The sequence below is a fragment of the Microbacterium sp. 4NA327F11 genome (assembly GCF_005503465.1).
Lineage (GTDB): Bacteria > Actinomycetota > Actinomycetes > Actinomycetales > Microbacteriaceae > Microbacterium > Microbacterium ginsengisoli.
On sequence record NZ_SCOB01000007.1, the window covers coordinates 97,577 to 121,525 of the forward strand.

Consider the following 23,949-nt stretch of genomic DNA (forward strand, 5'->3'; position numbering starts at 1 on the left):
AGTCGACCGTTGGGCCACGAGTCGCGATCCAGGTGGCCGACTCGACCGGGCGCCTTGCCCGATGAGCACAACCTACGACCAACGGCTGCATCACCCGCATTCGGCGCGGCGTGTCTCGCGTTACGGCTTCGTGAACAGCCCGCGTCCGTCGTGATACGCGCGAGAAGTACCAGATCAGCTGCCGAAACGGCGATCACGTGAGGCGAAGTCGCGGATGGCGCGCAGGAAGTCGACCTCGCGCAGGTCGGGGCCGAGCGCCTCCACGAAGTAGAACTCGCTGTGGGCGCTCTGCCAGAGCAGGAAGTCGCTGAGGCGCTGCTCCCCCGAGGTACGGATGACCAGGTCGGGATCGGGCTGCCCTCCGGTGTAGAGATGCTCGGCGATCTGCTCGGGCGTGAGGCTGGCGGCGAGCTCCTCGAGGGTTCCGCCACGCTCGTCGTGCTGGGTGATGATGCTGCGCACCGCGTCGACGATCTCGCCGCGTCCGCCGTACCCGATCGCGAGGTTGACGTGCATGCCCGTGTGCGCGGCGGTGCGGTAGGCGACATCTCTCAGCACGCGCTGCAGCTCGTCGGGAAGGAGGTCGAGTCGACCGACGGGCTGCACGCGCCAGTCCCGTTCATGGGACAGATCGTCGGCGAGCTGGCCGATGATCTCGATGAGGTCGGTGAGCTCTCCGCTGTCCCGTTTACGGAGGTTGTCGACAGAGAGCAGGTAGAGCGAGGCCACCGAGACGCCCACGTCGTCGCACCAGCGCAGGAACTCGCGCATCTTGGCCGCGCCGGCACGATGCCCGTGTGCGGCCGAGTCGTAACCGAGCTGTCTCGCCCACCGCCGGTTGCCGTCGATCATCATCGCGACGTGACGCGGCACCTGGGCAGGCGGGATCTGACGCAGCAGACGATTGATGTAGAGGCGGTACAGCGGACCGCGGCCCTCCTGCGTTCGGCTCGACATCACCGTCCTACGCTATCGCTCTGCTGCGTATTCACCCCATGTACGACGGCTGGCATGGGCACGCCCGTAGTCTCGTTCCGATGAGCCGTTCTTCGCGAGACGTCCCTCAGCTCCCGCTCCTCGAGGCAGGAGCGGTTGCCGCGCACACGGATCTCAAGCCCACCTGGCGCGGCTGGATCCACGCCGGCACGTTCCCCGTGGCCCTCGCCGCCGGCATCGTGCTCATCTGCCTCGCAGACGGCACCGTCGCGAAGTGGGCGGCGGCGATCTTCATGACCACTTCGCTGCTGCTGTTCGGCAACTCCGCCGTGTACCACCGCTTCAACTGGGGACCGCGCGTCAAGGCGACGCTCAAGCGCATCGACCACGCGAACATCCTGCTGCTGATCGCGGGAACGTACACGCCGCTCGGTCTCCTCGCCCTCCCTCCCCAGAAGTCGACGCTCCTGCTGTCCCTGGTGTGGGGTGGGGCGCTCCTCGGCATCCTCTTCCGCGTGCTCTGGATCAACGCGCCGCGCTGGCTCTACGTCGCGCTCTACATCGTGCTCGGCTGGGCGGCGGTCATGTACATCGGCGATCTGGTCGCGGCGAACGTCGCGATGATGGTGCTGGTCGTCGTCGGCGGGCTGCTCTACACGGCCGGCGCCGTCGTCTACGCGCTGAAGCGGCCGAACCCGTGGCCCGGGGCGTTCGGCTTCCACGAGATCTTCCACGTGTGCACCGTGCTCGCGTTCCTGTGCCACTGGACGGCGAGCCTGCTCATCTGCCTCCGTCCGGCCTTCAACGCCTGAGCGGGCGGCCGTCGTCAGGCGCGGGGCGACTCGTCGTCGTCGCCGGATGCCGCGGCATCCTCTGCGGCGTCGAGTTCTTCGTTGATCTGCGCGCGGTAGTTTCCGCGGCGGATGCGGCGCAGCATGTCCCATACGAGGAAGAAGACGGCGACGGCGAGAACGCCGCCGACGATGAATCCGGCCGGTCCCGGTGTGACGAGGATCGGGTCGACGTCGCTCGGCGAGGGGGTCGGGGTGGGGGTATCGGTCGCCGCCAGCCACCAGATCACCGGGTGCATCTGTCCTCAGTTCCGCGCGCGAGCGCATAGCCTTGAAGCACCAGCCTAATCAACGAAAGCCGTGACCCTCATGACGACGCAGGAGCTGCTCGATGAGCGCTACGGGCGCACTCGCTCGCGCCGTTCGCGGCGCTGGTGGACGCTCGGCGCGGGAGCGGCGATCGCTGCGGGTGTGGGAGTGATCGCGTGGTACGCGTTCGCCTCCGCGGCCGACGCCGTGGACACGACGACGACCGCATTCCACCTGGTCGACGACCACACGGTGACCGTGACCTTCCAGATCACCGGTCCCGCCGACAAGGCGATCGCCTGCGTGCTCGAGGCCGATGACGCCGACCACGGCGTGGTCGGCTGGAAGGTCGTGCAGTACCCCGCCTCGGGCACCCACGCGCAGGCGTTCACCGAGCAGATCCCCGTGACGGGCATCGCGACCACGGGTTTTGTCAACACCTGCTGGGTGCCGTAGCCTGTCGGGATCGAATGACGACGCCCTGGCGGGAGCCGGGGCGTCGTGCCGTATGACGAAGGAGACACCGTGTCCACGGAAAACCAGGTGACCTTCCTGACCCAGGAGGCGTACGACCGCCTCGTCGCCGAACTCGAGCACCTGTCCACGACGGGCCGCGAGGAGATCGCCAAGCGCATCGAGGCCGCCCGCGAAGAGGGCGACCTGAAGGAGAACGGCGGCTACCACGCCGCCAAGGACGAGCAGGGCAAGCAGGAGGCGCGCATCCGCACGCTGCAGGCGCTGTTGAAGAGCGCGAAGGTAGGCGACGCGCCCGAGAGCCACGGCGTCGTGGAGCCCGGCACGGTCATCACCGCGCTGGTCGCGGGCGGCGAAGAGGTCTTCCTCCTCGGCAACCGGGAGATCGCCGGAGGCACCGACCTCGACGTCTACAGCGAGGTCTCCCCGCTGGGTTCGTCGATCCTCGGCCTCAAGGAGGGCGAGAAGACCTCCTACACCGCGCCGAACGGCCGCGAGATCGCCGTCGAGATCATCAAGGTCGACACGTTCACGGGCTGAACGCACCGACGTGAGACTGGCCGGTCCCCCTCGGGGGCCGGCCAGTCGTCGTCTCAGTCGGCGACGATCGTGGGCTGGAAGCCGGCCTCTTCGAGCGTGCGCAGCACGAGCGCACGGTGCTCGTCACCGCGCGTCTCGACGCTGAGCTGCAGCACGACCTCGCTGATGAGCAGCCCCTGCCCGTGGCGGGTGTGGAGCACCTCGATGACGTTGGCGCCCGCAAGGGCGAGCAATTCGGAGACGCGGGCGAGCTGGCCGGGACGATCGGGCAGCGGGATGCGCAGGCTCGTGTAACGGTTGGATGCCGCGAGCCCATGCGCGACGACGCGCTGCAGCAGCAGCGGGTCGATGTTGCCACCCGAGAGGATGGCGACGGTCGGTCCGTCGGCGGGCACCTTTCCGGTGAGGATGGCGGCGACGCCGACCGCGCCGGCGGGCTCGACGACCTGCTTCGCGCGCTCGAGGAGCACGAGGATGGCCCGGGCGATGTCGTCGTCGCTGACGGTGACGACCTCGTCGACGTAGCGCTGCACGAGCGCGAAGGGGATGTCACCGGGGCGCTTGACCGCGATGCCATCGGCGATCGTCGGCGTCGTGTCGACCTCGAGCGGTTCGCCCGCCGCGATCGACGAGGGGTAGGCGGCCGAGTTCTCGGCCTGCACGCCGATGATCCGCACCTCGCGACCTTCGGCGGCCGCACGCAGCTTAATGGCGGCGGCGACACCCGAGATGAGGCCTCCCCCGCCGATGCCGAGCACGACCGTCCGGACGTCGGGCACCGCGTCGAATACTTCGAGGCCGAGTGTGCCCTGCCCGAGGATCACATCGAGGTGGTCGAAGGGGTGGATGAACACGGCCCCGGTGCGCTCGGCGAACTCGGCGGCGAGGCGCAGCGGCGTCTCGACGGTCGGCCCGTCGAGCACGACGTCGGCGCCGTAGCCGCGGGTGGCGAGGAGCTTGGGCACGGGGACGCCCAGAGGCATGAAGATCGTCGCCGGGATGCCGAGGCGCTGGGCGGCGAGCGCCACGCCCTGCGCGTGGTTTCCGGCCGATGCCGCGACGACGCCGCGGGCCCGCTCCTCCTCGCTCAACCGGGAGAGCCGGTAGGCGGCGCCGCGGATCTTGAACGAGCCGGTGCGCTGCAGGTTCTCCAGCTTCAGGTGCACCGGGGCGCCGAGCACCTCGGAGAGGAAGTGCGAGCTGTCCACGGGGGTGGTGGCGATCAGCGGAGCCAGGGTGGCTGCGGCATCCTCGAACTCGGCAAGTGTCGGCTCGCTCACGCGGGAGTCCTCCTCGGGCACGGCCCGTCGACCTGACGCCGCGGCTGCGAGCGCCCATCGACTCAGTCTAGGGTCGGGTGCATTCCGCTTCGGGCGTGCGTCGGGGCGCCGTCCTAGTCAGAACTTTCCGCCCATCTCGTGCAGGCGCTCGACCCGATCGGGAATGGGCGGATGCGTCGCGAACAGGCGCGACATCCCTCCGCCGCGCAGCGGATTCGCGATCCACAGATGCGCCATGGAGGTGTTCGGCTTCTGCAGCACGGTGCTCGCGCCCTCAAGCTTCTCGAGCGCCGATGCGAGACCCTCGGGGTCACGGGTCGTGAGGGCGCTGGTCGCGTCGGCGAGGTATTCGCGCTGACGGGAGATCGCGGCCTGCACGCCCGCCGCGAGCAGCGGCGCGACGATCGCGGCGACGAGTCCGAACACGAGGAACAGCGCCTGGGCCTGCGCGTTGTTGCTGTTGTTGCGGCGCATGCTTCCGAAGAACGCCATGCGCATGAGCATGTCGGCGATGAGGCCGACGGCGACGACGAGACCGAAGACGAGCAGCGACACCCGGATGTCGTAGTTGCGGATGTGGCCGAGCTCGTGCGCGAGCACGCCTTCGAGCTCGCGGTCGGTCATCAGCTCGAAGAGCCCGGTGGTCACGGTGATCGCGGCCTTGTCGGGCGAGCGGCCCGTGGCGAAGGCGTTCGGCGCCGGGTCGTCGACGACGTAGAGCGTCGGCATCGGCGTGCCGGTCGTGATGCACAGGTTCTCGACGAGCCGGTAGTACCGCGGCGCCTGCTCGCGCGTGACCTCGAACGCACCCGAAAGCGCGAGTGCCTCACGGCTGGCGGCGAAGTACTGGATACCGGCGTACCCGGCCGCGAAGACGAGCACGAAGGCCGTCACCCACCAGTTGCCCGACATCAGCCAGCCGGCGACCAGACCGATCAGCCCGATGAAGACGACGAAGCCGATGAGGATGAACCAGGTGTTGCGCTTGTTCGCGGCGATCGCCGAATACACGCGTGCCTCGCGCCGGGATCAGAACTGGATGCGGGGCGGCTCGGCGATCGACGCGCCGTCGACCACCTCGAAGAACTCGCGCGGCGTGAAGCCGAGGTTGCGGGCGAACAGGTTGTTCGGGAACACCTTGATTTTGGTGTTCAGTTCTCGCACGCCGCCGTTGTAGAACCGGCGGGACGCCTGGATCTTGTCCTCGGTGTCGACGAGCTGCTGCTGAAGCTGCAGGAAGTTCTGGCTCGCCTGCAGCTGCGGGTAGGCCTCGGCGACCGCGAAGATCGACTTCAGCGCCTGCTGCATGTGCCCCTCGGCCACGCCGGCCTCACCGGGCGAGGAGGCGCTGATCGTCTCGGCCCGCGCCTGCGTGACGTTCTCGAACACCGCCTTCTCATGGGCCGCATAGCCCTTGACGGTCTCGATCAGGTTCGGGAGCAGGTCGGCGCGTCTCTTCAGCTGCACCGTGATGTCGCTCCACGCCTCATCGACGCGCACTCCGAGCTGCACAAGCCCGTTGTAGGTCGCCCACAGGTAGATCCCCACGATCACCAGCAGGGCGACGATGATCAGAACCGGGATGAGCCATTCCATCTCGATCGACTCCGTTCGCGTAGTGCCCTCATACTAGTGGCGCCCTCGGGCGTGATGATGCGCTCGCGGCAGACTCTGGGTCTACTCCCCGAGGACGCGTCGGAGGTAGCGGTTGCGGAAGACCCGATCGGGGTCGAGCCGGTCGCGCAGGGCCGTGAAGTCGTCGAACCGAGGGTAGGCGGGGCGCAGGTCATCGGCGGTGCGCGTATGCATCTTGCCCCAGTGGGGACGCCCGTCGAAGGTGCGCAGCAGCTCCTCGATCGGTTCGAAGTAGGTGGCCGGGTTCTCCCGCCAGTAGCGGTGCACGGCGATGTAGCCGGTGGTGCGGCCCGAAGCCGTCGAGAGCCAGAGGTCGTCGGATGCCGCGATCCGCACCTCGATCGGGAACGACACCCGGTACCGGCGCTCGTCGATGAGCGCGCGCACGGCGTCGAATGCCTCGGCGAGGCGCTCGGCGGGCACGGCGTACTCCATCTCGCGGAACCGCACGCCTCGGTGCTGCGTGAACACGGCGGTGGAGGCATCCGTGTACTCGCGTCGCCCCGTGACCTTCGCTGCGAGGCGCGACAGCGGCGGGGTGATCGCCGGCACGGCGCGGCCGAGAGCGCACACGGCGGTGAAGACGCCGTTGGAGAGCAGCTCCTCGTCGAGGAACTTCGCGACGCGGGGCAGCGGATGGCGCACGGCGCTCTCCGGCAGGCGGGTGTTGGTTTTCAGGAGTCCCACGTCGGTGTGCGGGAACCAGTAGAACTCGACATGATCGGACGCCGCGGCCCGGTCGGCGAACGTCGCCACGACGTCGTCGATCGGCTCGGGGTGCTCGACGGCGTGCAGCACGAACGCGGGCACGAGTCGCAGGGTGACCTCGACGAGGATGCCGAGCGCGCCGAGTCCGAGTGCGACCGCCGGAAGCAGATCGGCGTTCTCGGTGTCGTCGACGGTGAGGAACTCACCCTCGCCGGTGACCAGCGTGACCCCCGCGACCTGGGTCGCGATGCCGCCGAACGCGGCGCCGGTGCCGTGGGTGCCGGTGGAGATCGCCCCGGAGATCGACTGTCGGTCGATGTCGCCGAGGTTCGCCATGGCGAGGCCGTAGGGCGCGAGCAGCTTCGGGATGCGGTGCAGGCGGGTGCCGGCGCGGAAGGTCGCGAGCCGCCGCTCGCGGTCGACCCGCACGAGCCCGGTGAGTTCGCTGAGGTCGAGCAGCACGCCGGGCGCGACGGCGATGCCGCTGAAGCTGTGCCCGGCACCGACGGCCTTCACCGGCAGGCCGCGTGTGCGGGCGGCGAGCACCGAGCGGCGCACGGCGTCGGGCGTCGCGGGGTACTCGACCCGCGCCGGGCGCACGCTCTCGGTGCGCCCCCAGTTCGTCCAGGTGCCGCCGGGTCGTGTCACAGGAACGCCTTTCCCTCACCGCGGTAGGTCGCGGCCTCCCCCACGACGGCTCCCGCCGCCACGATCGCGAATCGCTCGACGCGCTCCGACAGCTCACCGCTCTTCGCGTGCCGGAACCACACCCGGTCGCCCACCCGCAGCGTGCGCGCCGCCGGCCCCTGCACCGGGGTCTGCACCTCGCCGGTGCCCTCGCGACCGAGGGTGCGTAGTCCTTCCGGCCACACCGGCGCGGGCTGCCGCGACGCGACCGGCGGGCCCGAGGCGACCCAGCCGCCGCCGAGCAGCGTCGCGATGTCGTCGGTCGGCCGACGGACCACGTCGAGGGCGAAGGATGCCGCCGGCGCCGGGTCGAACGCGCGGTAGCGCGAGAACAGATGCCCCGCGAACAGGCCGCTGCCGGCGGTGAGCTCGGTGACCGCGGCATCCGATGACGTGTACTCCAGCGACCCGGTGCCGCCGCCGTTGACGAACTCGAGCGGCGCGACGCGCGTGACCGCCGCCACGATGGCCTGCCGCCGTTCGCGCAGCTCGTCTCCCGAGGAGCGCTGCATCCAGCGGATCACGGGGTCCGACGGGCCCTCGGCGTCGGGCTGGCCGGCGATCTGCGCCTCGTACATCATGAGTCCGGTCAGGCGGAAGCCGGGTCGCGCCGCGACGTGCCGGGCGAAGCGGGCGACGTCGTCGGCGTCGTGCAGCGGCGAGCGCCGCACCCCGATGTGCCCGAGTGCGCGGCTGCGCCACGAGGCATCCGCGTCGATCGCCACCCGCACCTCGGGTCGCGTCGCGGGAGATGCGACCGCGTCGACCAGGTCGAGCTGGGCCGGGCCGTCGACCATGAGCGTCACGCGCGCGGATGCCGCCTCCGAGGCGACGAGCGCGGCGAGCGCCGCCCGATCGGCGGTCGGGTATCCGACGACGACGTCGTCGTGGGTGTCGGCGAGCCACAGCGCCTCGGCGAGAGTGAACGCGAGGATGCCGCGGTAACCCGGGAGGGCGAGGAGCGCGTCGAGCGCCTCGCGCACGCGCAGGGACTTGCTGGCGACGCGGATCGACATGCCGCCGGCACGGGCGATCATGTCGAGCGCGTTGTAGCGCAGCGCTTCGAGACCGAGCACGGCGACGGGGGCGGAGCGGTCGGCGGTGGCGGCCGTGAGCGAGGGCCAGTAGGCCGCGGGCTGACGCCACGGCTCGCCGGCGGGCGCCGCGAGCAGATCGATCGTCATCGTGCCGTGCTCCTCGTCGTCGGTGGCCGCATGCGCTCAGCCTAGGCCGCGGCGACCCGCACCGTGACGTGCGTGCTGTGCGGGTGCGTCGTGCCTACGCTGTGCACGTGTGCACTGATGAAGGCGCGCCGCAGCGCATCGAGAGCCGGCATGGAGTGAGCGACGCCGACGACGTCGTCCCGGGCGACGGTCGGTTCGAGACGGCCACCGAGAAGTCCGATCGCAACTGGACCGACATCCTTCAGGAGTTGCGCGCCACGCAGACCGGCACGCAGATCCTCACCGGCTTCCTGCTCGCGGTCGCCTTCCAGCCGATGTTCCAGACACTCGACGCGTTCGCCCGCACGTTCTACCTGTGCCTGGTGACCCTCGCGGGCATCGCCACGCTGCTGGGCCTCACGCCGATCATCATGCACCGTCGCCTCTTCCGCCATCACGAGAAGGCGCGGCTCGTCGTGATCGGCAACGTCTTCCTGCTCGCCACCCTCGCGGTCGTCTCGCTGCTCGTCGCGGGGGTCGCCGCGTTCCTGTTCGGCGTGACGGCGGGGCTGCCCGCGGGCGCGGTCGCCCTCGGTGTGACCCTCGCTGCCGTGGCCGTCATCTGGTTCGCTGTGCCGCGGCTCGGGCGCACCCCGAGCTGAGTGGCGGGGCGCGGCATCCGTCGACTGCCGATCGGCAGTCAGCGACGACCCGGCGCCCCCGAAGCCGGAGCACGGTGGGGTGTGCCCCCGCTGGGACTCGAACCCAGACTGAAGCGATTTTAAGTCGCCTGCCTCTGCCATTGGGCTACGGGGGCCCGCCCCCACCCTAGGACAGCGACACGCGCCGTCAGAGGCGGGCGAGCGCGACGATGTCCTCCTCGAACTCGGTCGTCACCTCGCGCGAGACCGTGGCGCGGGTGCCGCCGAGCGCCCGCAGGTAGTCGTCCGTGCCGACCGCGTCGCCCGTGTCGCCGGACGCGAGGGCGCGCGCAAGAGCCTCCTGCGATGCGCGCCGCGCGGCGTACTCGATGTCGGCGGGGGTGAGTCCGTCGCTGGCGTCGACGAGAGCCGAGACATCCACGTCGCCCGCGACGTCGACAGGGATGTACCGACCCCAGATCGCGCGGCGCGCCTCCGCGTCCGGCAGGCCGATCGGCAGCACGTAGTCGAAGCGTCCGTGCCGCAGGAACGCGGCGTCGAGTGCGCGGATGAAGTTCGTCGCACAGATGAGCAGCCGGCCGTCCCGCTCACGGAACTCCGCGACGAGCTTCAGCAGCTCGTTCGTGACCCCCTGCGTGGGCGACGGCGGCGTGCCGCCCCGGTGAGCCGCGATCTCCTCGACCTCATCGATGAAGACGACCGCGTGCTCGAGCTTGTCGATCGCCTCGAACGTGGCACGCAGGGCGCCGGCCATCCCCCGCGCGCTGTCGCCGAGCCGCGAGGGGAAGACTTCGACGAACGGCCAGTCGAGACGGGATGCCACGGCCCGCGCGAAAGTCGTCTTGCCGGTGCCGGGCGGTCCGAACAGCATGACCGCCCGCGGCGGCACCACCCCGAAGCGCTCGGCGAGCTCCGGCTGCGCGAGCGGCGTCACGAGTCGCTCCTCGAGGATCGTCTTCTCCGTCGTCATGCCCGCGACCGCGTTCCAGAGGTGGCGCGGCAGAATGCGACCACCCAGCTCCTTCAGCACGTCGAGCTCGCGGCGCTGCACGGGGAGCTGGCGCTCCAGGTAGCGCACCGCTCGATGCACGACGAAGGAGTTCTGCGTGAACGGCTCGACCCGCTGCCCCTCCGGCACCAGCACCGACAGTGTGCCGAGCCCGAGCGGCGCCATCCGGCGCTCGAGCGCATCGAGCAGGGCGCCGCTGATCTCGCCCGCGGCATCCGTCTCGCGCACCCCGAAGAACACCACCCATCCCTGCGCGTGGGCGGCGCGGCCGACAGCGGCCCCGACGATGTCGTCACCGCGCACCGCGACCACCGCGTGGTCGGCCTGGCAGGAGGCCACGACCTCGGCGAGCGAGTAGATCGGCGTTGCACCTTCGCCCGTCACGTGGCCCCACAACCGCACGAGCTGGTCGAGATCGTCGCCGTGGAAGTCGCGGATGTGCACCTTGGTCACTCGGGCCTCCTCGGGCGCAGCCGCCGGACCCGAGGCACCTGTGCCCCGCGGCGGGAAGCCCAGCGTGGCATACGGCACGCGCACCCCGCCAGCGGTGCGGCCGGGAGTATCCGAAGAATGCGGAACGCCGCGGCATCCGAAGATGTCGCGGCGTTCCGTGAGACGTACGCCTACTTCGCGGCGGCGGCCTTCTCGGCGACCGGCGCCTTCTCGGCGGCCGGCTTCGCGGGCGCCTCAGCCGGCTGCGGCGGACGCGGGCGCGACGCGAACTCGTCGAAGAAGCGGCGCGGCGTCTGCACGGCCTCGAGGTTCACCACGTCGCGACCGAGCCAGAAGTTGTTCCACCAGCCCCACAGCACGCGCCACTTGCGCTCCCACGACGGCATCGCGAGACCGTGGTAGCCACGGTGGGCACCCCAGGCGAGGAAGCCCTTGAGGGCGATGTTGCCCGACTGGAACACACCGTTGTAGAGGCCGAGACCGGCCACGGCGCCCAGGTTCTTGTGGATGTAGTCCTTCGGCAGCTCGCCGCGCAGCACCGCGGTGAGGTTCTTCGCGAGCTGCTTGGCCTGACGCACCGCGTGCTGGGCGTTCGGCACGCAGAAGCCGCCGACACCGCCACCGGTGAGATCGGGCACCGCCGCGACGTCGCCCGCCGCCCAGGCGCCCTCGACGACGTTGCCGTCGGCGTCGATCACGCGCAGGTCGCCCTGCGTCGTGATGCGTCCGCGCTGCTCGCTGGGCAGGTCGCTGCCCTTGACGACCTGCGGGTTGGCCATGACGCCCGCGGTCCACACGATGATGTCGGTCGAGATGACCTCGCCGGTCGAGAGCTCGACGTTGCCGTCGACGGCCCCGGTGACCTGCGTGTCGAGGTGCACGTACGCCCCGCGCTTCGCGAGGTCCTTCAGAACCCACTCGCTCGTCTTCAGCGACACCTCGGGCATGATGCGGCCCATCGCCTCGATGAGGTGGAAGTGCGTCTCGTCGAACGTCAGCTGCGGGTACTTCCTCAGCAGCGACGACGCGAAGTTGCGTAGTTCGGCGAAGGTCTCGATGCCGGCGAATCCGCCACCGACCACGACGACGGTGAGCAGACGCTCCCGCTCGGCTCCGGGCGGCAGCGCCGCAGCCTTGTCGAAGTTCGAGAGGAGCTTGTCACGAACCCAGACGGCCTCCTCGATCGCCTTCATGCCGATCGCGTTGTCGGCGATGCCGGGGATCGGGAAGGTGCGCGAGACCGAGCCCGCGGTGACGACGATCTGGTCGTACTCGAGCTCCCACGCCTCGCCCTCGGACGGGGTGATGGTGGCGACCTTGTGGGCGTGATCGATCTTCGTCACTCGGGCGGTGACGACCTCGGTCGACGCCAGGTGGCGACGCAGGGCGACGACCGCGTGACGCGCCTCGATCGACCCGGCCGCGACCTCGGGGAGGAACGGCAGATAGGTCATGTAGGGAAGCGGGTCGACGACGGTGACCTGAGCCTCACCCTTGCGGAGGTGCTTCTCGAGCTTCCACGCGGTGTAGAAGCCGGCGTAGCCGCCTCCGACGATCAAGATCCTGGGCACGGTGTTAGTCACGGTGAACGGAACTCCTTGGCGAATTGATGCTCGGCGTGCGGGAGTCACGCGCCGATCGGATGCGTCGGACAGCAGCGGTGACGCCGAGCGCCACCAGTATAGTCGCGACGGTCATCCCTAACAGCGGCAGCGACCCGTACAGCAGCGTGTCCCGCGAGGGCAGCAGCAGGGACCCGCGCGGGGTGGCGGCGTCGGCCGGCGGGAGCGCCGGCAGCGCGACCGGTGTGGCGGAGTCCTCCGGCGCCGGCGACGCGTTCGCGCGACGGTGCAGCGTGATCCAGTCGGAGAGCGATCCCATCGGGTTCGCGGTCACCGTGGGCACGTCGGCGGACACGGCCGCGGCGGCGTTGACGAGCCCGTACCCGTAGAGCGCGTTGGGCACCGTGCCGAGCGAGACGCCGGGCGGAGCGGTCGCCGTGGAGATGATGCGGTTGATGACGTTCGCCGCGTCGAGGTCGGGGTGAGCGGCGCGCACGAGCGCGACGATGCCCGCGACGATCGGGGCGGCGCCGCTCGTGCCGTTCCACCGCACCAGCGACCCGCCGGGCGAGACCCCGAGAAGCTGTTCACTGGGCGCGGCGACGCCGATGGTGATCCCCTGGGTGGAGGCCTCCTGGCTCGCCTGGCCCGACGGAGTGACCCCGGCGACCGTCAAGACACCGGGTATCGTCGCCGGCGCGCCGACGCGGGTCGTCCCGCTTCCCCGGTTGCCGGCGGCGACCACGACGACGACGTCGTGCGAGAACGCGTACTGGAAGGCCGTGTCCCACGACGGATCCCAGTCGAGCGTGTTGGTCGTGAACGACAGGTTGATCACCTTCGCGCCGTTGTCGACGGCCCACTTCATGGCCGAGGCCACCTGGGTCACGAACGGCACCTTCACCTCGCTGCCGAACGAGATGGATGCCGACAGCAGCTGTGCCTGCGGAGCGACGCCGATCATGCCGGTGCCGTCCGACAGCGGGCGGGCCGCTGCGAGGGAGGCCACCCAGCTGCCGTGACCGGTGTCGCTCGAGCCGACCGGCGTGCGGCCGCTCGCCGAGCCCTCGCCCGAGAAATCGGCGCCGCCGACGACCGCGGCGTTGAGCTGCGGCGCGGCACCGATACCGGTGTCGATGATCGCGATCTTCACGCCCGCGCCCTGTGTCGTCTGCCAGGCCTGCTCGATTCCGTAGTCGGTGAGCCAGTACTCCGCCGCCCGGGCCGCGTCCTCGGTCGCTGCGTTCGCCATGCCGGTCGACGCCGGCTGCGCGCCCGAGGCCGCGACGGCGGGGATGCCGGCAGCCGCCGGGGCGACGACGAACCCACCGGCGATGAGCACGGCGGCCACGACGACCCGGCGAGCACGCATCAGGCCGCCTCGCCCCGGGCGGCCCCGGGATCGGCGCAGACGCAGCGCGAAGGCGACCAGGTCGACCGGGCCAGCGCCGCGTCGCCGATCGGATTGACGCCGGGCCCTGCCGCGAGAGCGTGGCCGGCCAGGGCATGCAGACACTTGACGCGGGTCGGCATGCCGCCGGCGGAGATGCCGGCGATCTCGTCCACCTCGCCGTACGCGGCGCGATCGGCGAGGTAGCTGGTGTGCGCGGCGCGGTAGGCGTCCGCGACATCCGCGTCGTCGAGCAGCCCCGCAAGCTCGGGCATGACGTGCTCGGCCTCGAGGGTCGACATGGCCGCCGTCGCGGCCGGATGGGTCAGGTAGTAGAACGTCGGGAAGGGCGACCCGTCGTCGAGCCGGGGCGCCGTGGCGACGACCGTGGGGTTGCCGCAGACGCAGCGCGCTGCGATGCCGAGCACCCCTCGCGCGGGGCGTCCGAGCTGGGCGCGCAGCACGGCCAGCTCGGCGTCGGTCACGGCAGGGTAGGGCGGCGTCGTCACCCCGAAAGGCTACCGGGGCGCGGCTCGGTAGACGCCGGGCGTCACGGACTCGGTGTGGCGTCCGAGGTGGGGCTCGGCGCGGATCCGTCGGTCGGCGCCGTGGCCGTCACGGCGGCCCCCGCGGCGGCCAGCGATCGCACGAATCCCGACATCCAGTCGTTGCGGGTCTGCGTGAGCTGCGCGCTCACGGGAGCCGCGTCGCGAGGCTGCTGGTCGGCGGGAAGATCGTTGTCGACCAGATAGAGCACCTGACCCGGTGTCACGTAGTAGAGCCGTTCACGCGCCTGCGTGGCGATGTACGCCGGGTCGCCGAGGCGGTCACTCTCGGCCTGGAGCGCATCGATCTGCTGCTGGGTGAGCTGCACCGCGGCACGGGCGGCGGAGAGCTTCTGCTGCTGGGCGAGGTAGGTGCCGACCGTGGGCACGAGAACTCCGACGGCCAGCACCACCAGGCCCAGCATGATCACCATGAAGCCCGACAGGCGGATGCCGCCGAGCCAATCGCGTGCGGCAAGTCGCCGAGCCCGCGGGGTCTCCTCCGGAGATGCGGAAGGGGGAGTCGGTCTCTTGGCCACGACTCCCCCTTCCGGTAGATCAGCTGCGCTCAGCCCTTGAAGCGGGGGAAGGCACCGCGACCGGCGAAGACCGCCGCGTCGCCGAGCTCTTCCTCGATGCGCAGAAGCTGATTGTATTTCGCGACGCGCTCGCTGCGGGCGGGCGCGCCGGTCTTGATCTGACCCGCGTTGACGGCGACAGCGAGGTCGGCGATCGTGGTGTCCTCGGTCTCACCCGAACGGTGCGACAGCATCGAGCGGTAGCCGTTCTGCGTGGCGAGCGAGATCGCGTCGAGCGTCTCGGACAGGGTGCCGATCTGGTTCACCTTCACGAGCAGCGCGTTGGCGACGCCCAGGTCGATGCCCTTCTGCAGGCGGATCGGGTTGGTGACGAACAGGTCGTCGCCGACGAGCTGCACCTTCGAGCCCAGCGCCTCGGTGAGGTCCTTCCAGGCGTCCCAGTCGTCCTCGGCGAGGGCATCCTCGATCGTGACGATCGGGTAGTTCGCGACGAGGTCGGCGAAGTAGTCGGTCAGCTGCGCGGCCGTCCACGGCTTGCCCTCGACCGTGTAGACGCCGTCGGCGAAGAACTCGGTCGCCGCGACATCCAGGCCCACGGCGATGTCGGCGCCCGGGGTGAAGCCGGCCTTCTCGATCGCCTTCAGCAGGAAGTCCAGGCCCTCACGGTTGCTGGGGAGATCAGGGGCGAAGCCGCCCTCGTCGCCGAGACCGGTCGCGAACCCCGCGGCCTTCAGCTCGCCCTTGAGGACGTGGTAGACCTCGGTGCCCCAGCGCAGCGACTCGCCGTAGGTCTCCGCGCCGATCGGGGCGAGGAAGTACTCCTGGAAGTCGATGCCGTTGTCTGCGTGCGAGCCGCCGTTGATGACGTTGAACAGCGGCACGGGAAGCACGTGGGCGTTCGGGCCGCCGAGGTAACGGAACAGCGGGAGGTCGGCCGAGTCGGCCGCCGCCTTCGCGACCGCGAGGCTGATGCCCAGGATCGCGTTCGCGCCGGTGCGCGACTTGTTCTCGGTGCCGTCGGTCTCGATGAGGATCTCGTCGATGAGGCGCTGCTCGCTCGCCTCGACACCCTCGATCGCGGGGCCGAGCTCATCGATGACGGCGTCGACGGCCTTGAGCACGCCCTTGCCGCCGTATCGGCTCTTGTCTCCGTCGCGCAGCTCGTACGCCTCGAACGCGCCGGTCGACGCACCGGAGGGGACGGCCGCCCGCTGGACGATGCCGTCGTCGAGGAGCACCTCCACTTCGACGGTCGGGTTTCCGCGCGAGTCAAGAATCTCGCGCGCGCCTACAGCCTCGATCAGTGCCACTGAGGACTCCCTGGTTCAATCAAGAGTTCCCATTCCGGGAACAGGTGCATGCGGAGCGTCATCGGTCCTCCACCACTCTAGTGACGACGGATGCCGCCGCCACCGGCGCGTCACGAACCCGAGCGGGATGCGGCATCCGTCACGATCGCCACGGCGACGCCGTCCCATCCCTTCGCGTCGAGGGTCTGGAGCGCTGTCGCCTCGAATCGTGGGTCGGCGGCGAGGAGCGCGAGCCCCCGGCGAACCCCCTCGGCCTGCTCGTCGGATTCGTCGGTGGTGACGAGACGACCGGAACGCACGACGTTGTCGACGATCACGAGGGCGCCCGGGCGGGAGAGCCGCGCAGCATGGTCGAGATAGAGCGCGTTGGACTGCTTGTCGGCGTCGATGAAGACGAGGTCGAACCCGGGCTCGAGACCGGGGAGCACGTCGGCCCCGCGGCCGATCTCGATGCGCACCCGCTCCCCCACGCCGGCACGGTCGAGGTTGCCGCGGGCGACGGCCGCGTGCGCGGGCTCCGCTTCGATCGTCACCACCTCGCCGCCGTCGCCGACCGCGCGTGCCAGCCAGATCGTGGAGTAGCCGCCGAGCGTGCCGATCTCCAGCACCCGCCGAGCGCCGATCGCTCGCGCGAGCAGGTGCAGCAGCTTGCCGTTCAGCGGCGCGACCTCGATCGCGGGGAGACCGGCGGCATCCTGCTCGTGCACCGCCGCCTCGAGGGCGGCGTCGTGACCCACAAGGGTCTCCGCGAGGTAGGTGTCGACCCGGCGCCACACCGCGGGGGTCGGGAGGGCGTCGTCGGTCATGGCGACAGCCTCCCGGGCGGCGCGGCGAGCGTCAAGGGCGGCGGGCGGGTCGCCCGCATCGCGGCGACGTCGGGAGGCGGGGTCAGGACGCCGCGCGGCGCTCCGCGACGAGCGAGGTGAGCACGGCTGCACCGGTAGAAGCGTCGGGCGCGGTGACGGTCAGGCGGCGGCCGTCGAGGCGCGTGACCTCGATGCCGTCGCCTCGTCGCGGCACGACGCCCAGGCGTCCCGGGAGTCCGCGCAGCCCCCAGCCGCCGAAGTCCCGCAGCGGCTCGACCTGCACCGTGCGCACACGGGCGATGTCGTCGAGCGGGATGCGGAAGCGCGGCAGTCCGAGGGCCGAGACCACGATGAATCCGCCGGCGTCGACCCGCACGTGGTAGGCCGCGAGCGTCGCCGAGGCGACCAGCAGGAGCACGAACGCGATCGTCGTGATCCACGCGACGGCGCCACCGCCGCCGGTGAACCACGCGTCGACGGTGATGAGTCCGACCAGCAGCAGCGCCGCGACGATCGGCACGACCGCTCCGCGAGGAAGCGCGGTCGTGGCCGTCCACGCCCTCGGGAGCGCACCGGAGGCGGTCTCACCCACGGGCGCGGCGGGCGACGTCGGCGCGATCGGTGCGGAGAACGGGAGCCCGCCCTGCGACGGCTGCGCGAACCAACCGATCAGACCGAGCGCGAGACCGGCGAGCAGCACCCACCACGACCCGCCCGCGTGCGCGCTGCCCCCATCGGCCGCACGGAGGTTCGCGAGTGTCGAGCTGATACCCGCGGCGGTCAGGAAGCCGGCGACCCCGAGGCCGATCGCCCCCAACAGGCGGAAAACGAGTCCCCGGTGGCCGCGGAGGAGCCCGGGCAGCGACACGGCGAACAGGGTTCCGGGAACGACGAGTCCGATGAAGCCGGTCACGAGAGCCAGCACCCACGGCGGTCCGTACGCGTTCGGCGCGCCCGAGGCATCCCAATGGGTCGCGACCGTCGCGGGCAGGTGCGGCAGCGCGACCAGCTGCAGCACGACATTCGCGAGCCACAGCACACCCGGCAGCACGGCGCCCACCAGGACGTACGACCTGACCACCCGTCGCTGCGATGCCTCGGCCATGTGACCCGCCCCCCTTCGGCCGCCGATCGCGGCTCCCTCGAGTCTGGCGTTCGGCGGCGCCCGCGACCCGCTCGTTGTCGATCATCGATAACGGATTGTCAGGAACGAGTGGCGATGGTCACACTCGATCCGTGGCCTACTCCCCCCGGCAGCTCGCGATCGGCATGAGCCTGTGGATCCCGAATCTCTGCAACGGCATCCGCGTGCGCGAGATCGCCCCCGACTTCACGCACTGCGTCGTGCAATTGCGGGTGACGCTGCTCACCCGCAACATCGTCGGCGTCGCGTTCGGCGGTGCCATGTCGGCCATGACCGATCCGTACTACTTCATGCTCGTCATGCATCAGCTCGGCCGCGACTACGTCGTGTGGGACACGCGCGGCGAGATCGAGTTCGTCAAGCCCGGCCGCGGCGTGCTCACGGCCCGGTTCGAGGTGCCGCGGGAGAGGGCCGAAGAGCTGCGCGAGCGCGCCCGCGGCGGCACGAAAGTGCTCGAGTGGTTCGAGACGGAGATCACGGATGCCACGGGCGACGTCGTCGCGAGGGTGCGTCGCGAGGTCTATGTGCGCGAGAAGCGCCGCGACCGGGTCGCGGCGGGCTGACCGCCGGGCGAGCCGATGCCGCCAGGGGCGACGACCGGTCGCGCGGCGTCCGCGCGTCGGGGCACCGGAGCGTTCACGCCCGCCGACTACGATTCGCGCGTGACCTCGCCCTCCCTCGCCCGCCGGCTCGGCCTCGGCGATGCCGTCGCGATCGGCCTCGGGTCGATGATCGGCGCCGGCGTGTTCTCGGTCTGGGCGCCGGCCGCGGCTGCCGCCGGCCCGTGGCTGCTCGCCGGCCTCGCGCTCGCGGCCGTCGTGGCGTACGGCAACGCCACCTCGTCCGCCCAGCTCGCGGCGACGTATCCGACCTCGGGCGGCACCTACGCCTACGGGCGCGCCGAGCTCGGTGAGTGGTGGGGATTCGCCGCCGGGTGGTGCTTCGTCATCGGCAAGCTCGCGAGCGCGGCCGCGATGGCCCTCACGTTCGCCGCGTATGCAGCGCCTGCGGGATGGGAGCGCCCGGTCGCGGTCGTGGCTGTCGCCGTGCTCGTCGGCGTCAACCTGCTCGGCGTGACCCGCACCGCCGCGCTCACCAAGGCGATCGTCGTCGTCTCGCTCCTCGGACTCGCCGTCGTCACGGCCGCCGGCGCGAGCTCATCGTCGACCTGGGCGGGCCTCGGCAGCGCGGCCCCTGTCGACGCCTACGGGGTGCTGCAGTCGGCCGGCCTGCTGTTCTTCGCCTTCGCAGGGTACGCGCGCATCGCCACGATGGGCGAGGAGGTGCGGGATCCCACCCGCACGATCCCGCGGGCGATCACGATCGCCTTCGCGGCGGCCCTCATCGTCTACACGATCGTCGGCACGCTCACCGTCGTGGTGCTGGGAGCGTCCGCGACGGCGGCGTCGAGTGCGCCGCTCGCCGACGTCGTGCACGCCGCCGGATGGACGTGGGCGAACCCGGTGGTGCGAGTCTCGGCGGCGGCGGCGTCCCTCGGTGCGCTGCTCGCACTGGTCGCGGGCATCGGCCGCACGACGCTCGCCATGGCCCGCGAGCGGGACCTCCCCGCCGCACTCGCCGCGATCGGCGCGCGCCACCGTGTGCCCTACCGGGCCGAGCTCGCCGTCGGTGTGGTCGTGATCGGCGCGGTCGCCCTGGTGGACCTTCGCGGCGCGATCGGATTCTCCTCGTTCGGCGTGCTGCTGTACTACCTCGTCGCCAACCTCGCGGCGTTCCGTCAGCACGGCGACGCCCGCCGGTACCCCCGTGCACTCCAGATCATCGGGGCGATCGGATGCCTCGTGCTCGCCGTCTCCCTCCCGTGGGCCTCCGTCGTCGCCGGCGCCGTCGTGCTCGCGATCGGACTGGCGGCACGCGGCATCCGCCTGCGCATCGACCGGGCACGCCGCGCGGGATAGCCCGCTGCGTGCGTGCGGGTCGCCGCGGCCCCTCAGAGGGCGAGAGCGGATGCCGCAGGCACCGCGTGCCCGTCGGGCACGGGCCCGTCGCCTCCCAGGGCGAGCAGCACCGACGGCAGCAGCGCGTCGGCGGTGCGCCGGTAGCCGAGCGCGCTCGGGTGGAACCGGTCGAGGCTGAACATCTCGTCGGGCTGCGAGATGAAGAACGGCCCGACGACACGTCGGAGCGACACGACGTGCGCGCCGGCGGCGAGCGCCGCCTCGGCCTGAGCGTCGGCCAGCTGGCGCGACTGCCGTGAGCCGAGTGAGCGCAGCGGCTGCGGCACCGGACGCAGAGCGCCGAGGTCGGGGCACGTCCCGACGACGACGGCGACACCCCGCTCGCGCAGACGCTCGACGGCGGTGCGCAGATGGCCGGCGGCGACGGTCACGGGGACACGATGAGTGACGTCGTTGCCGCCGACGATGATGATCGCGACATCCGGAGCGTAGCGTGCGGGGAGGGCGTTGAGCTGCGCCGCAAGCGCCGACGACTCCGACCCGACCTTCGCCGCGGTCACCAGGCGCACGGGGCGCCCGAGCGTCTCGGCGATGCCCTTGGAGATTCGCGCACCGGGGGTGTCCTTGCGCCTCGTGACTCCCAACCCCGCCGCGATCGAGTCGCCGAGCACGAGCAGCTCGACGGGGTCACCGTCGAGCTTCGCCCGCCAGACACGGTCGGCGTCGAGGGCGTCCTCCCCCAACGGCTTGCCGATGCGTCGCCGGGCGATGGCGGCCTGACGTCGCAGCAGCTCCCGCATCGAGAACACCGCCGCGGCGGCTCCGACGAGCGTCGAGGCGCCGATGACGGCGGCGGTGCGCAGACCCCTCATGCCGCGATTGCACCTCGCCGAGGTGAACCCGGGATGAACGCGGCTCAGGCCAGCGGCTTGAACTCGAGTGCGGATGTGTCGGCACCCGCTGAGACCGTCGCGAACTCGCCGTAGCCGTCGGCCGCCGAGCGCGCGAGCAGTGCGGTGAGGTTCTTGGTACGGCGCTCGAGGCGCACCCGGGCGCCGGTCGCGATGAGCGCGGCCTTGTGGGCGACGAGCTCGCCGACCGGCACGTCGGCGTCGTGCACCAGCACGAGGGTGCGGGATGCGGCATCCACCCCGTCGGCGACGAGGTCGACGATGCGCTCGAAGCCGATCGAGAAGCCGACTGCCGGCACGCTCTGGCCGAGGAACCTGCCGATCATGCCGTCGTAACGGCCGCCGCCGCCGAGCGAGTAGCCGACGCTCGGGTGGGCGAGCTCGAAGATCGTGCCGGTGTAGTAGCCCATGCCTCGCACCAGGAACGGGTCGAACGCGAGCGGCACCTCGCCGCCCCGGGCGGCCGCGACCGCATCGCCGAGCGCCACGAGTCCGGCGACCACCGCGTCATCGATCCCCTCGGGCAGGGCCGCGCGAATCTGCGCCTCACCGAACGGCAGGTCGGCTTCGGGCGTCGGCCGACGACCGAACGCCTCGAAGGCGTCGGCGGCCGCGGGCGTCGCTCCACGCTCGCGCAACTCAGCGGCGACGCCGTCGATGCCGATCTTGTCGAGCTTGTCGATCGTGATCAGGACGCCGGGTCGCTCCTCCGCGGCGAAGCCGAACACGTCGAGCATGCCGTCGAGGGCCCGCCGGTCGTTCACGCGGATGACGCCACCCTCGAGTCCGAGCGCGTCGAGCGCATCGAGGCTCGCGACCATCAGCTCGGCCTCGGCGCGCGCCGAGCCGTCGCCGATGATGTCGATGTCGCACTGCACGAACTGTCGGTAGCGTCCCTTCTGCGGGCGCTCGGCGCGCCACACCGGCGCGATCTGCAGCGACCGGAACACGGTCGGGAGCTCCGCGCGGTGCGTCGCGTAGAACCGGGCGAGCGGCACCGTCAGGTCATAGCGCAGCCCGAGGTCGCTGAGGGCCGCGGGGTCGTCGGCGGCGGCGATGATCGCCTCGGCGTCGAGGCCGCGCTTGAGCACGTTGAATGCGAGCTTCTCGTTGTCGCCGCCGATGCCGGCGTGCAGCCGGTCGTAGTCCTCGACCACGGGCGTCTCGATCTCGTCGAACCCGTGCGCACGGTAGCGCTCGCGGATGACGGCGAGCACGCGCTCGCGCCGTGCCTTGTCCTGAGGGAGGAAATCGCGCATGCCGCGCGGCGGGTTGACCTGTGCCACGGGGGTCTATTGTTCCAGGTCGCCGCCGCGCGCCGCGGCCTCCGCCGCGCGCACCGCCGACTCCACGCCCCGCACCCGCTCCCGGAGCGCCCGCTCCGCATCGATACCCGCCGCGCGGGCGGCGACGACGAGGGCGAGCAGCGCGTCGCCGAGCTGCGCCTCGTCGGTCGGGGCCGCGGCATCCGTCATCGCGGGCACCAGCCCCACCTGAGCGGCCTTGCCGAGCACCTTCTGGGCGCGGGCGAGCGCCGGCAGGCCCGCCGGGATGCCGTCGAGCACGCTGGTACGCTCGCGCTTCTCGGCCGCCTTCGCGGCGGTCCACAGCACGAGCACCTCCTCTGGGGTGCGCGCGCTCTCGCTTCCGAAGACGTGCGGGTGCCGGCGGATCATCTTGTCGGCGAGATCGGATGCCACATCCTGCACGTCGAACGGATCGTCGGGGTCCCGCGAGGCGATCTCGGCATGGAACAGCACCTGCCAGAGCACGTCGCCGAGTTCCTCTCGCAGGTCGGCGCGGGTACCGGACTCCACGGCGTCGACGAGCTCGCTCGACTCCTCGACGAGATAGGGCACCAGGTCCCGGTGGTCTATCTGCTGCGTCCAGACGCACTCGTCCCGCACCGCGCGCATCGCCTCGATCGCCCGCGTCATCCCGTCGTCCGTCATGCCGCCGCCTCCCGCACCCGACGGTAGCGCCGGGCGCGCAGCGACACGAGCACCACCGCCGCGAGCAACGAGATCGCCGATCCGCCCAGCACGCCGAGGATCGCCTGGTCGCGCAGATCCGCCGCGCCCGCGAACGCCAGCTCCGACATCAGCAGGGACACGGTGAACCCGATGCCACTGAGCGCCCCCGCCGCGGCGAGGTCGCCGAACGCGAGTGGACGGGAGCCTCGTGAGAACAGTGCCATCGCCAGCGACCCGAAGGCGATCACCCCGACGAACTTGCCCACCGGGAGCGCCAGCACGGTGCCCCAGAACGCCGGCGCGAACGCGGCCGGCGACACCTGCGGAATCGGCATCAGAGCGGAGGCGAACGCGAACAGCGGCAGCACGATCACGTTGACCCACGGCTCGAGCGCGTGCCGCGCACGCGCCCCGGCACCCGGCGCGATCGCGAGCCCCAGCAGCACGCCCGCGATCGTCGCGTGCACGCCCGACTCGTGGACGAGCACCCATACCGCGATGGCCACCCACACCATCAGCACGGCGACCGGTACGCGGGCGCGACCACGCAGCAGCAGCGACAGCGCCCCGAAGGCGACCGTCAGCGCCAGTGCGGCCGTCAGCGCCACGAAGTCGATGTCCGCGGTGAACACGACCGCGATCAGCACGATGCCGACGATGTCGTCGAGGATCGCCAGTGCCAGCAGGAACACCCGCACCCCGGACGGCAGCCCACGGCCGACGACGGCGAGCACGCCGAGCGCGAACGCGATGTCGGTGGCCGTCGGGATCGGCCAGCCCGACGCCGACGGGGTGCCGTTCGCGATCACGAGGTAGAGCGCGATCGGCACGACCACGCCGCCGAGCGCGGCGATCGCCGGCACGAGCACGGCGCGGGGGCTGCGCAGCGATCCGACGGTCAGCTCGTGCCGCAGCTCCACCGCGACGACGAAGAAGAACAGTGCCAGCAGACCGTCGGTGATCCAATGCCCCACCGACAGATCGATGCCGGTGACGGCGAGATGCGCGTCGCGCGCGGCGATCACGCCGGGGCCCGCGGGCGTCGCCGCGACGACGAGGCCGGCGATCGCAGCGAGCAGCAACAACAGGGCGGGAAGACGGGCGGAACGCAGCACGTGCACGGGACACTCCAGGGTCAGGGGCGGCATCCGTCGATCTCGTGCATGCCGGCGGCGACATACTCGACGGGCCGACCAGACTTCC

Annotated in this window: 25 protein-coding genes and 1 tRNA gene; 6 read left to right on the forward strand and 20 right to left on the reverse strand. The window is 71.2% G+C overall.

Features of this window, described 5'->3' with window-relative positions; all coding sequences use genetic code 11:
- Positions 1–174 precede the first annotated feature (174 nt).
- Positions 175–957 carry an isoprenyl transferase gene (locus FFS51_RS06515; RefSeq protein ID WP_171006126.1) on the reverse strand — a complete coding sequence of 261 codons (783 nt, stop codon included), beginning with the start codon at positions 955–957 and terminating at the stop codon, positions 175–177.
- Between the two features lie 80 nt (positions 958–1,037).
- Between FFS51_RS06515 and trhA the strand changes: the two genes are divergently transcribed.
- Positions 1,038–1,748, forward strand: coding sequence for a PAQR family membrane homeostasis protein TrhA (gene trhA / locus FFS51_RS06520; protein WP_045248682.1), 711 nt, complete (start codon positions 1,038–1,040; stop codon positions 1,746–1,748).
- A 14-nt stretch (positions 1,749–1,762) separates the two neighbouring features.
- Here the strand turns inward: trhA and FFS51_RS06525 are convergent, their stop codons facing one another.
- On the reverse strand, positions 1,763–2,026 hold the full coding sequence (locus FFS51_RS06525) for a FeoB-associated Cys-rich membrane protein (protein WP_137877815.1): 264 nt from the start codon (positions 2,024–2,026) through the stop codon (positions 1,763–1,765).
- 70 nt (positions 2,027–2,096) lie between these two features.
- Between FFS51_RS06525 and FFS51_RS06530 the strand changes: the two genes are divergently transcribed.
- A complete protein-coding gene (locus FFS51_RS06530; RefSeq protein WP_045248740.1) occupies positions 2,097–2,492 on the forward strand; it encodes a DUF4307 domain-containing protein in 396 nt (131 codons plus the stop codon).
- Between the two features lie 69 nt (positions 2,493–2,561).
- Positions 2,562–3,050, forward strand: a complete 489-nt coding sequence (gene greA / locus FFS51_RS06535) for a transcription elongation factor GreA (RefSeq protein WP_045248680.1) — start codon at positions 2,562–2,564, stop codon at positions 3,048–3,050.
- Between the two features lie 53 nt (positions 3,051–3,103).
- Here greA and ilvA read toward each other — a convergent pair whose 3' ends face one another.
- From ilvA to FFS51_RS06560, 5 genes are all read right to left on the reverse strand, one after another.
- Positions 3,104–4,330 (reverse strand): threonine ammonia-lyase, encoded by a 1,227-nt coding sequence (ilvA, locus tag FFS51_RS06540; protein ID WP_045248679.1) that lies wholly within the window; start codon positions 4,328–4,330, stop codon positions 3,104–3,106.
- A 117-nt stretch (positions 4,331–4,447) separates the two neighbouring features.
- Positions 4,448–5,341: a M48 family metalloprotease gene (locus FFS51_RS06545; protein WP_137877816.1), complete on the reverse strand. Its 894-nt coding sequence runs from the start codon at positions 5,339–5,341 to the stop codon at positions 4,448–4,450.
- A gap of 18 nt (positions 5,342–5,359) precedes the next feature.
- Entirely contained in the window at positions 5,360–5,926 is a 567-nt protein-coding gene (locus tag FFS51_RS06550; protein ID WP_045248677.1) for a LemA family protein, read from the reverse strand.
- Between the two features lie 81 nt (positions 5,927–6,007).
- Positions 6,008–7,321, reverse strand: coding sequence for a D-arabinono-1,4-lactone oxidase (locus FFS51_RS06555; protein ID WP_137877817.1), 1,314 nt, complete (start codon positions 7,319–7,321; stop codon positions 6,008–6,010).
- On the reverse strand, positions 7,318–8,544 hold the full coding sequence (locus FFS51_RS06560) for an alanine racemase (protein WP_137877818.1): 1,227 nt from the start codon (positions 8,542–8,544) through the stop codon (positions 7,318–7,320). Before FFS51_RS06560 ends, FFS51_RS06555 begins: the two co-directional genes overlap by 4 nt.
- Positions 8,545–8,651: 107 nt before the next feature.
- On the opposite strand from FFS51_RS06560, the gene FFS51_RS06565 reads away from it, so the two are divergent.
- Positions 8,652–9,185 (forward strand): DUF6328 family protein, encoded by a 534-nt coding sequence (locus FFS51_RS06565; protein WP_249352670.1) that lies wholly within the window; start codon positions 8,652–8,654, stop codon positions 9,183–9,185.
- A gap of 82 nt (positions 9,186–9,267) precedes the next feature.
- On the opposite strand, the gene FFS51_RS06570 is transcribed toward FFS51_RS06565, so the two are convergent.
- The 9 genes from FFS51_RS06570 to FFS51_RS06610 all read right to left on the reverse strand — a co-directional run bounded on the left by FFS51_RS06570 (position 9,268) and on the right by FFS51_RS06610 (position 17,904).
- Positions 9,268–9,340, reverse strand: a tRNA-Leu gene (locus tag FFS51_RS06570).
- Positions 9,341–9,372: 32 nt separating this feature from the next.
- The gene (locus tag FFS51_RS06575; protein ID WP_137877819.1) at positions 9,373–10,647 is read right to left on the reverse strand and encodes an ATP-binding protein; all 1,275 of its coding nucleotides are present in this window, start codon (positions 10,645–10,647) and stop codon (positions 9,373–9,375) included.
- Between the two features lie 170 nt (positions 10,648–10,817).
- Positions 10,818–12,218, reverse strand: coding sequence for an NAD(P)/FAD-dependent oxidoreductase (locus tag FFS51_RS06580; RefSeq protein ID WP_137877820.1), 1,401 nt, complete (start codon positions 12,216–12,218; stop codon positions 10,818–10,820).
- Between the two features lie 4 nt (positions 12,219–12,222).
- Complete coding sequence (locus FFS51_RS06585) at positions 12,223–13,581, reverse strand: S8 family serine peptidase (protein ID WP_137877821.1); 1,359 nt, start codon at positions 13,579–13,581, stop codon at positions 12,223–12,225.
- Positions 13,581–14,108, reverse strand: a complete 528-nt coding sequence (locus FFS51_RS06590) for a DUF501 domain-containing protein (protein ID WP_045248670.1) — start codon at positions 14,106–14,108, stop codon at positions 13,581–13,583. The genes FFS51_RS06585 and FFS51_RS06590 overlap by 1 nt, the downstream gene beginning before the upstream one ends.
- Before the next feature lie 41 nt (positions 14,109–14,149).
- Positions 14,150–14,683, reverse strand: coding sequence for an FtsB family cell division protein (locus tag FFS51_RS06595; RefSeq protein ID WP_249352671.1), 534 nt, complete (start codon positions 14,681–14,683; stop codon positions 14,150–14,152).
- Between the two features lie 29 nt (positions 14,684–14,712).
- Positions 14,713–15,993, reverse strand: coding sequence for a phosphopyruvate hydratase (eno, locus tag FFS51_RS06600; RefSeq protein WP_045248669.1), 1,281 nt, complete (start codon positions 15,991–15,993; stop codon positions 14,713–14,715).
- A 110-nt stretch (positions 15,994–16,103) separates the two neighbouring features.
- Entirely contained in the window at positions 16,104–16,799 is a 696-nt protein-coding gene (locus FFS51_RS06605) for an O-methyltransferase (RefSeq protein ID WP_137877822.1), read from the reverse strand.
- An 82-nt stretch (positions 16,800–16,881) separates the two neighbouring features.
- Positions 16,882–17,904 carry a DUF1648 domain-containing protein gene (locus FFS51_RS06610; protein WP_137877823.1) on the reverse strand — a complete coding sequence of 341 codons (1,023 nt, stop codon included), beginning with the start codon at positions 17,902–17,904 and terminating at the stop codon, positions 16,882–16,884.
- Positions 17,905–18,035: 131 nt separating this feature from the next.
- Between FFS51_RS06610 and FFS51_RS06615 the strand changes: the two genes are divergently transcribed.
- Both FFS51_RS06615 and FFS51_RS06620 read left to right on the forward strand, forming a co-directional pair.
- Positions 18,036–18,506: a DUF4442 domain-containing protein gene (locus FFS51_RS06615; RefSeq protein WP_048808827.1), complete on the forward strand. Its 471-nt coding sequence runs from the start codon at positions 18,036–18,038 to the stop codon at positions 18,504–18,506.
- 99 nt (positions 18,507–18,605) lie between these two features.
- Positions 18,606–19,862: an APC family permease gene (locus tag FFS51_RS06620; protein WP_137877824.1), complete on the forward strand. Its 1,257-nt coding sequence runs from the start codon at positions 18,606–18,608 to the stop codon at positions 19,860–19,862.
- Between the two features lie 32 nt (positions 19,863–19,894).
- On the opposite strand, the gene FFS51_RS06625 is transcribed toward FFS51_RS06620, so the two are convergent.
- From FFS51_RS06625 to FFS51_RS06640, 4 genes are read right to left on the reverse strand one after another with little or no spacing between them, the layout of a single operon-like run.
- Positions 19,895–20,734: an SGNH/GDSL hydrolase family protein gene (locus FFS51_RS06625; protein WP_137877825.1), complete on the reverse strand. Its 840-nt coding sequence runs from the start codon at positions 20,732–20,734 to the stop codon at positions 19,895–19,897.
- A 44-nt stretch (positions 20,735–20,778) separates the two neighbouring features.
- Positions 20,779–22,032 (reverse strand): histidine--tRNA ligase, encoded by a 1,254-nt coding sequence (locus tag FFS51_RS06630; protein ID WP_212742787.1) that lies wholly within the window; start codon positions 22,030–22,032, stop codon positions 20,779–20,781.
- A gap of 33 nt (positions 22,033–22,065) precedes the next feature.
- Entirely contained in the window at positions 22,066–22,725 is a 660-nt protein-coding gene (locus FFS51_RS06635) for a nucleoside triphosphate pyrophosphohydrolase (RefSeq protein WP_137877827.1), read from the reverse strand.
- Positions 22,722–23,894: a Na+/H+ antiporter NhaA gene (locus FFS51_RS06640; protein WP_249352672.1), complete on the reverse strand. Its 1,173-nt coding sequence runs from the start codon at positions 23,892–23,894 to the stop codon at positions 22,722–22,724. Before FFS51_RS06640 ends, FFS51_RS06635 begins: the two co-directional genes overlap by 4 nt.
- Between the last annotated feature and the right edge of the window lie 55 nt (positions 23,895–23,949).

What these genes read in the sequence shown, in the direction of transcription:
- FFS51_RS06515 (WP_171006126.1), bottom strand. Translation starts at nt 957, where the DNA reads ATGTCGAGCCGAACGCAGGAGGGCCGCGGTCCGCTGTACCGCCTCTAC.
- trhA (WP_045248682.1), top strand. Translation starts at nt 1,038, where the DNA reads ATGAGCCGTTCTTCGCGAGACGTCCCTCAGCTCCCGCTCCTCGAGGCA.
- FFS51_RS06525 (WP_137877815.1), bottom strand. Translation starts at nt 2,026, where the DNA reads ATGCACCCGGTGATCTGGTGGCTGGCGGCGACCGATACCCCCACCCCG.
- FFS51_RS06530 (WP_045248740.1), top strand. Translation starts at nt 2,097, where the DNA reads ATGACGACGCAGGAGCTGCTCGATGAGCGCTACGGGCGCACTCGCTCG.
- FFS51_RS06550 (WP_045248677.1), bottom strand. Translation starts at nt 5,926, where the DNA reads ATGGAATGGCTCATCCCGGTTCTGATCATCGTCGCCCTGCTGGTGATC.
- FFS51_RS06560 (WP_137877818.1), bottom strand. Translation starts at nt 8,544, where the DNA reads ATGACGATCGATCTGCTCGCGGCGCCCGCCGGCGAGCCGTGGCGTCAG.
- FFS51_RS06585 (WP_137877821.1), bottom strand. Translation starts at nt 13,581, where the DNA reads ATGCGTGCTCGCCGGGTCGTCGTGGCCGCCGTGCTCATCGCCGGTGGG.
- FFS51_RS06605 (WP_137877822.1), bottom strand. Translation starts at nt 16,799, where the DNA reads ATGACCGACGACGCCCTCCCGACCCCCGCGGTGTGGCGCCGGGTCGAC.
- FFS51_RS06610 (WP_137877823.1), bottom strand. Translation starts at nt 17,904, where the DNA reads ATGGCCGAGGCATCGCAGCGACGGGTGGTCAGGTCGTACGTCCTGGTG.
- FFS51_RS06625 (WP_137877825.1), bottom strand. Translation starts at nt 20,734, where the DNA reads ATGAGGGGTCTGCGCACCGCCGCCGTCATCGGCGCCTCGACGCTCGTC.
- FFS51_RS06630 (WP_212742787.1), bottom strand. Translation starts at nt 22,032, where the DNA reads ATGCGCGATTTCCTCCCTCAGGACAAGGCACGGCGCGAGCGCGTGCTC.
- FFS51_RS06635 (WP_137877827.1), bottom strand. Translation starts at nt 22,725, where the DNA reads ATGACGGACGACGGGATGACGCGGGCGATCGAGGCGATGCGCGCGGTG.
- FFS51_RS06640 (WP_249352672.1), bottom strand. Translation starts at nt 23,894, where the DNA reads ATGCCGCCCCTGACCCTGGAGTGTCCCGTGCACGTGCTGCGTTCCGCC.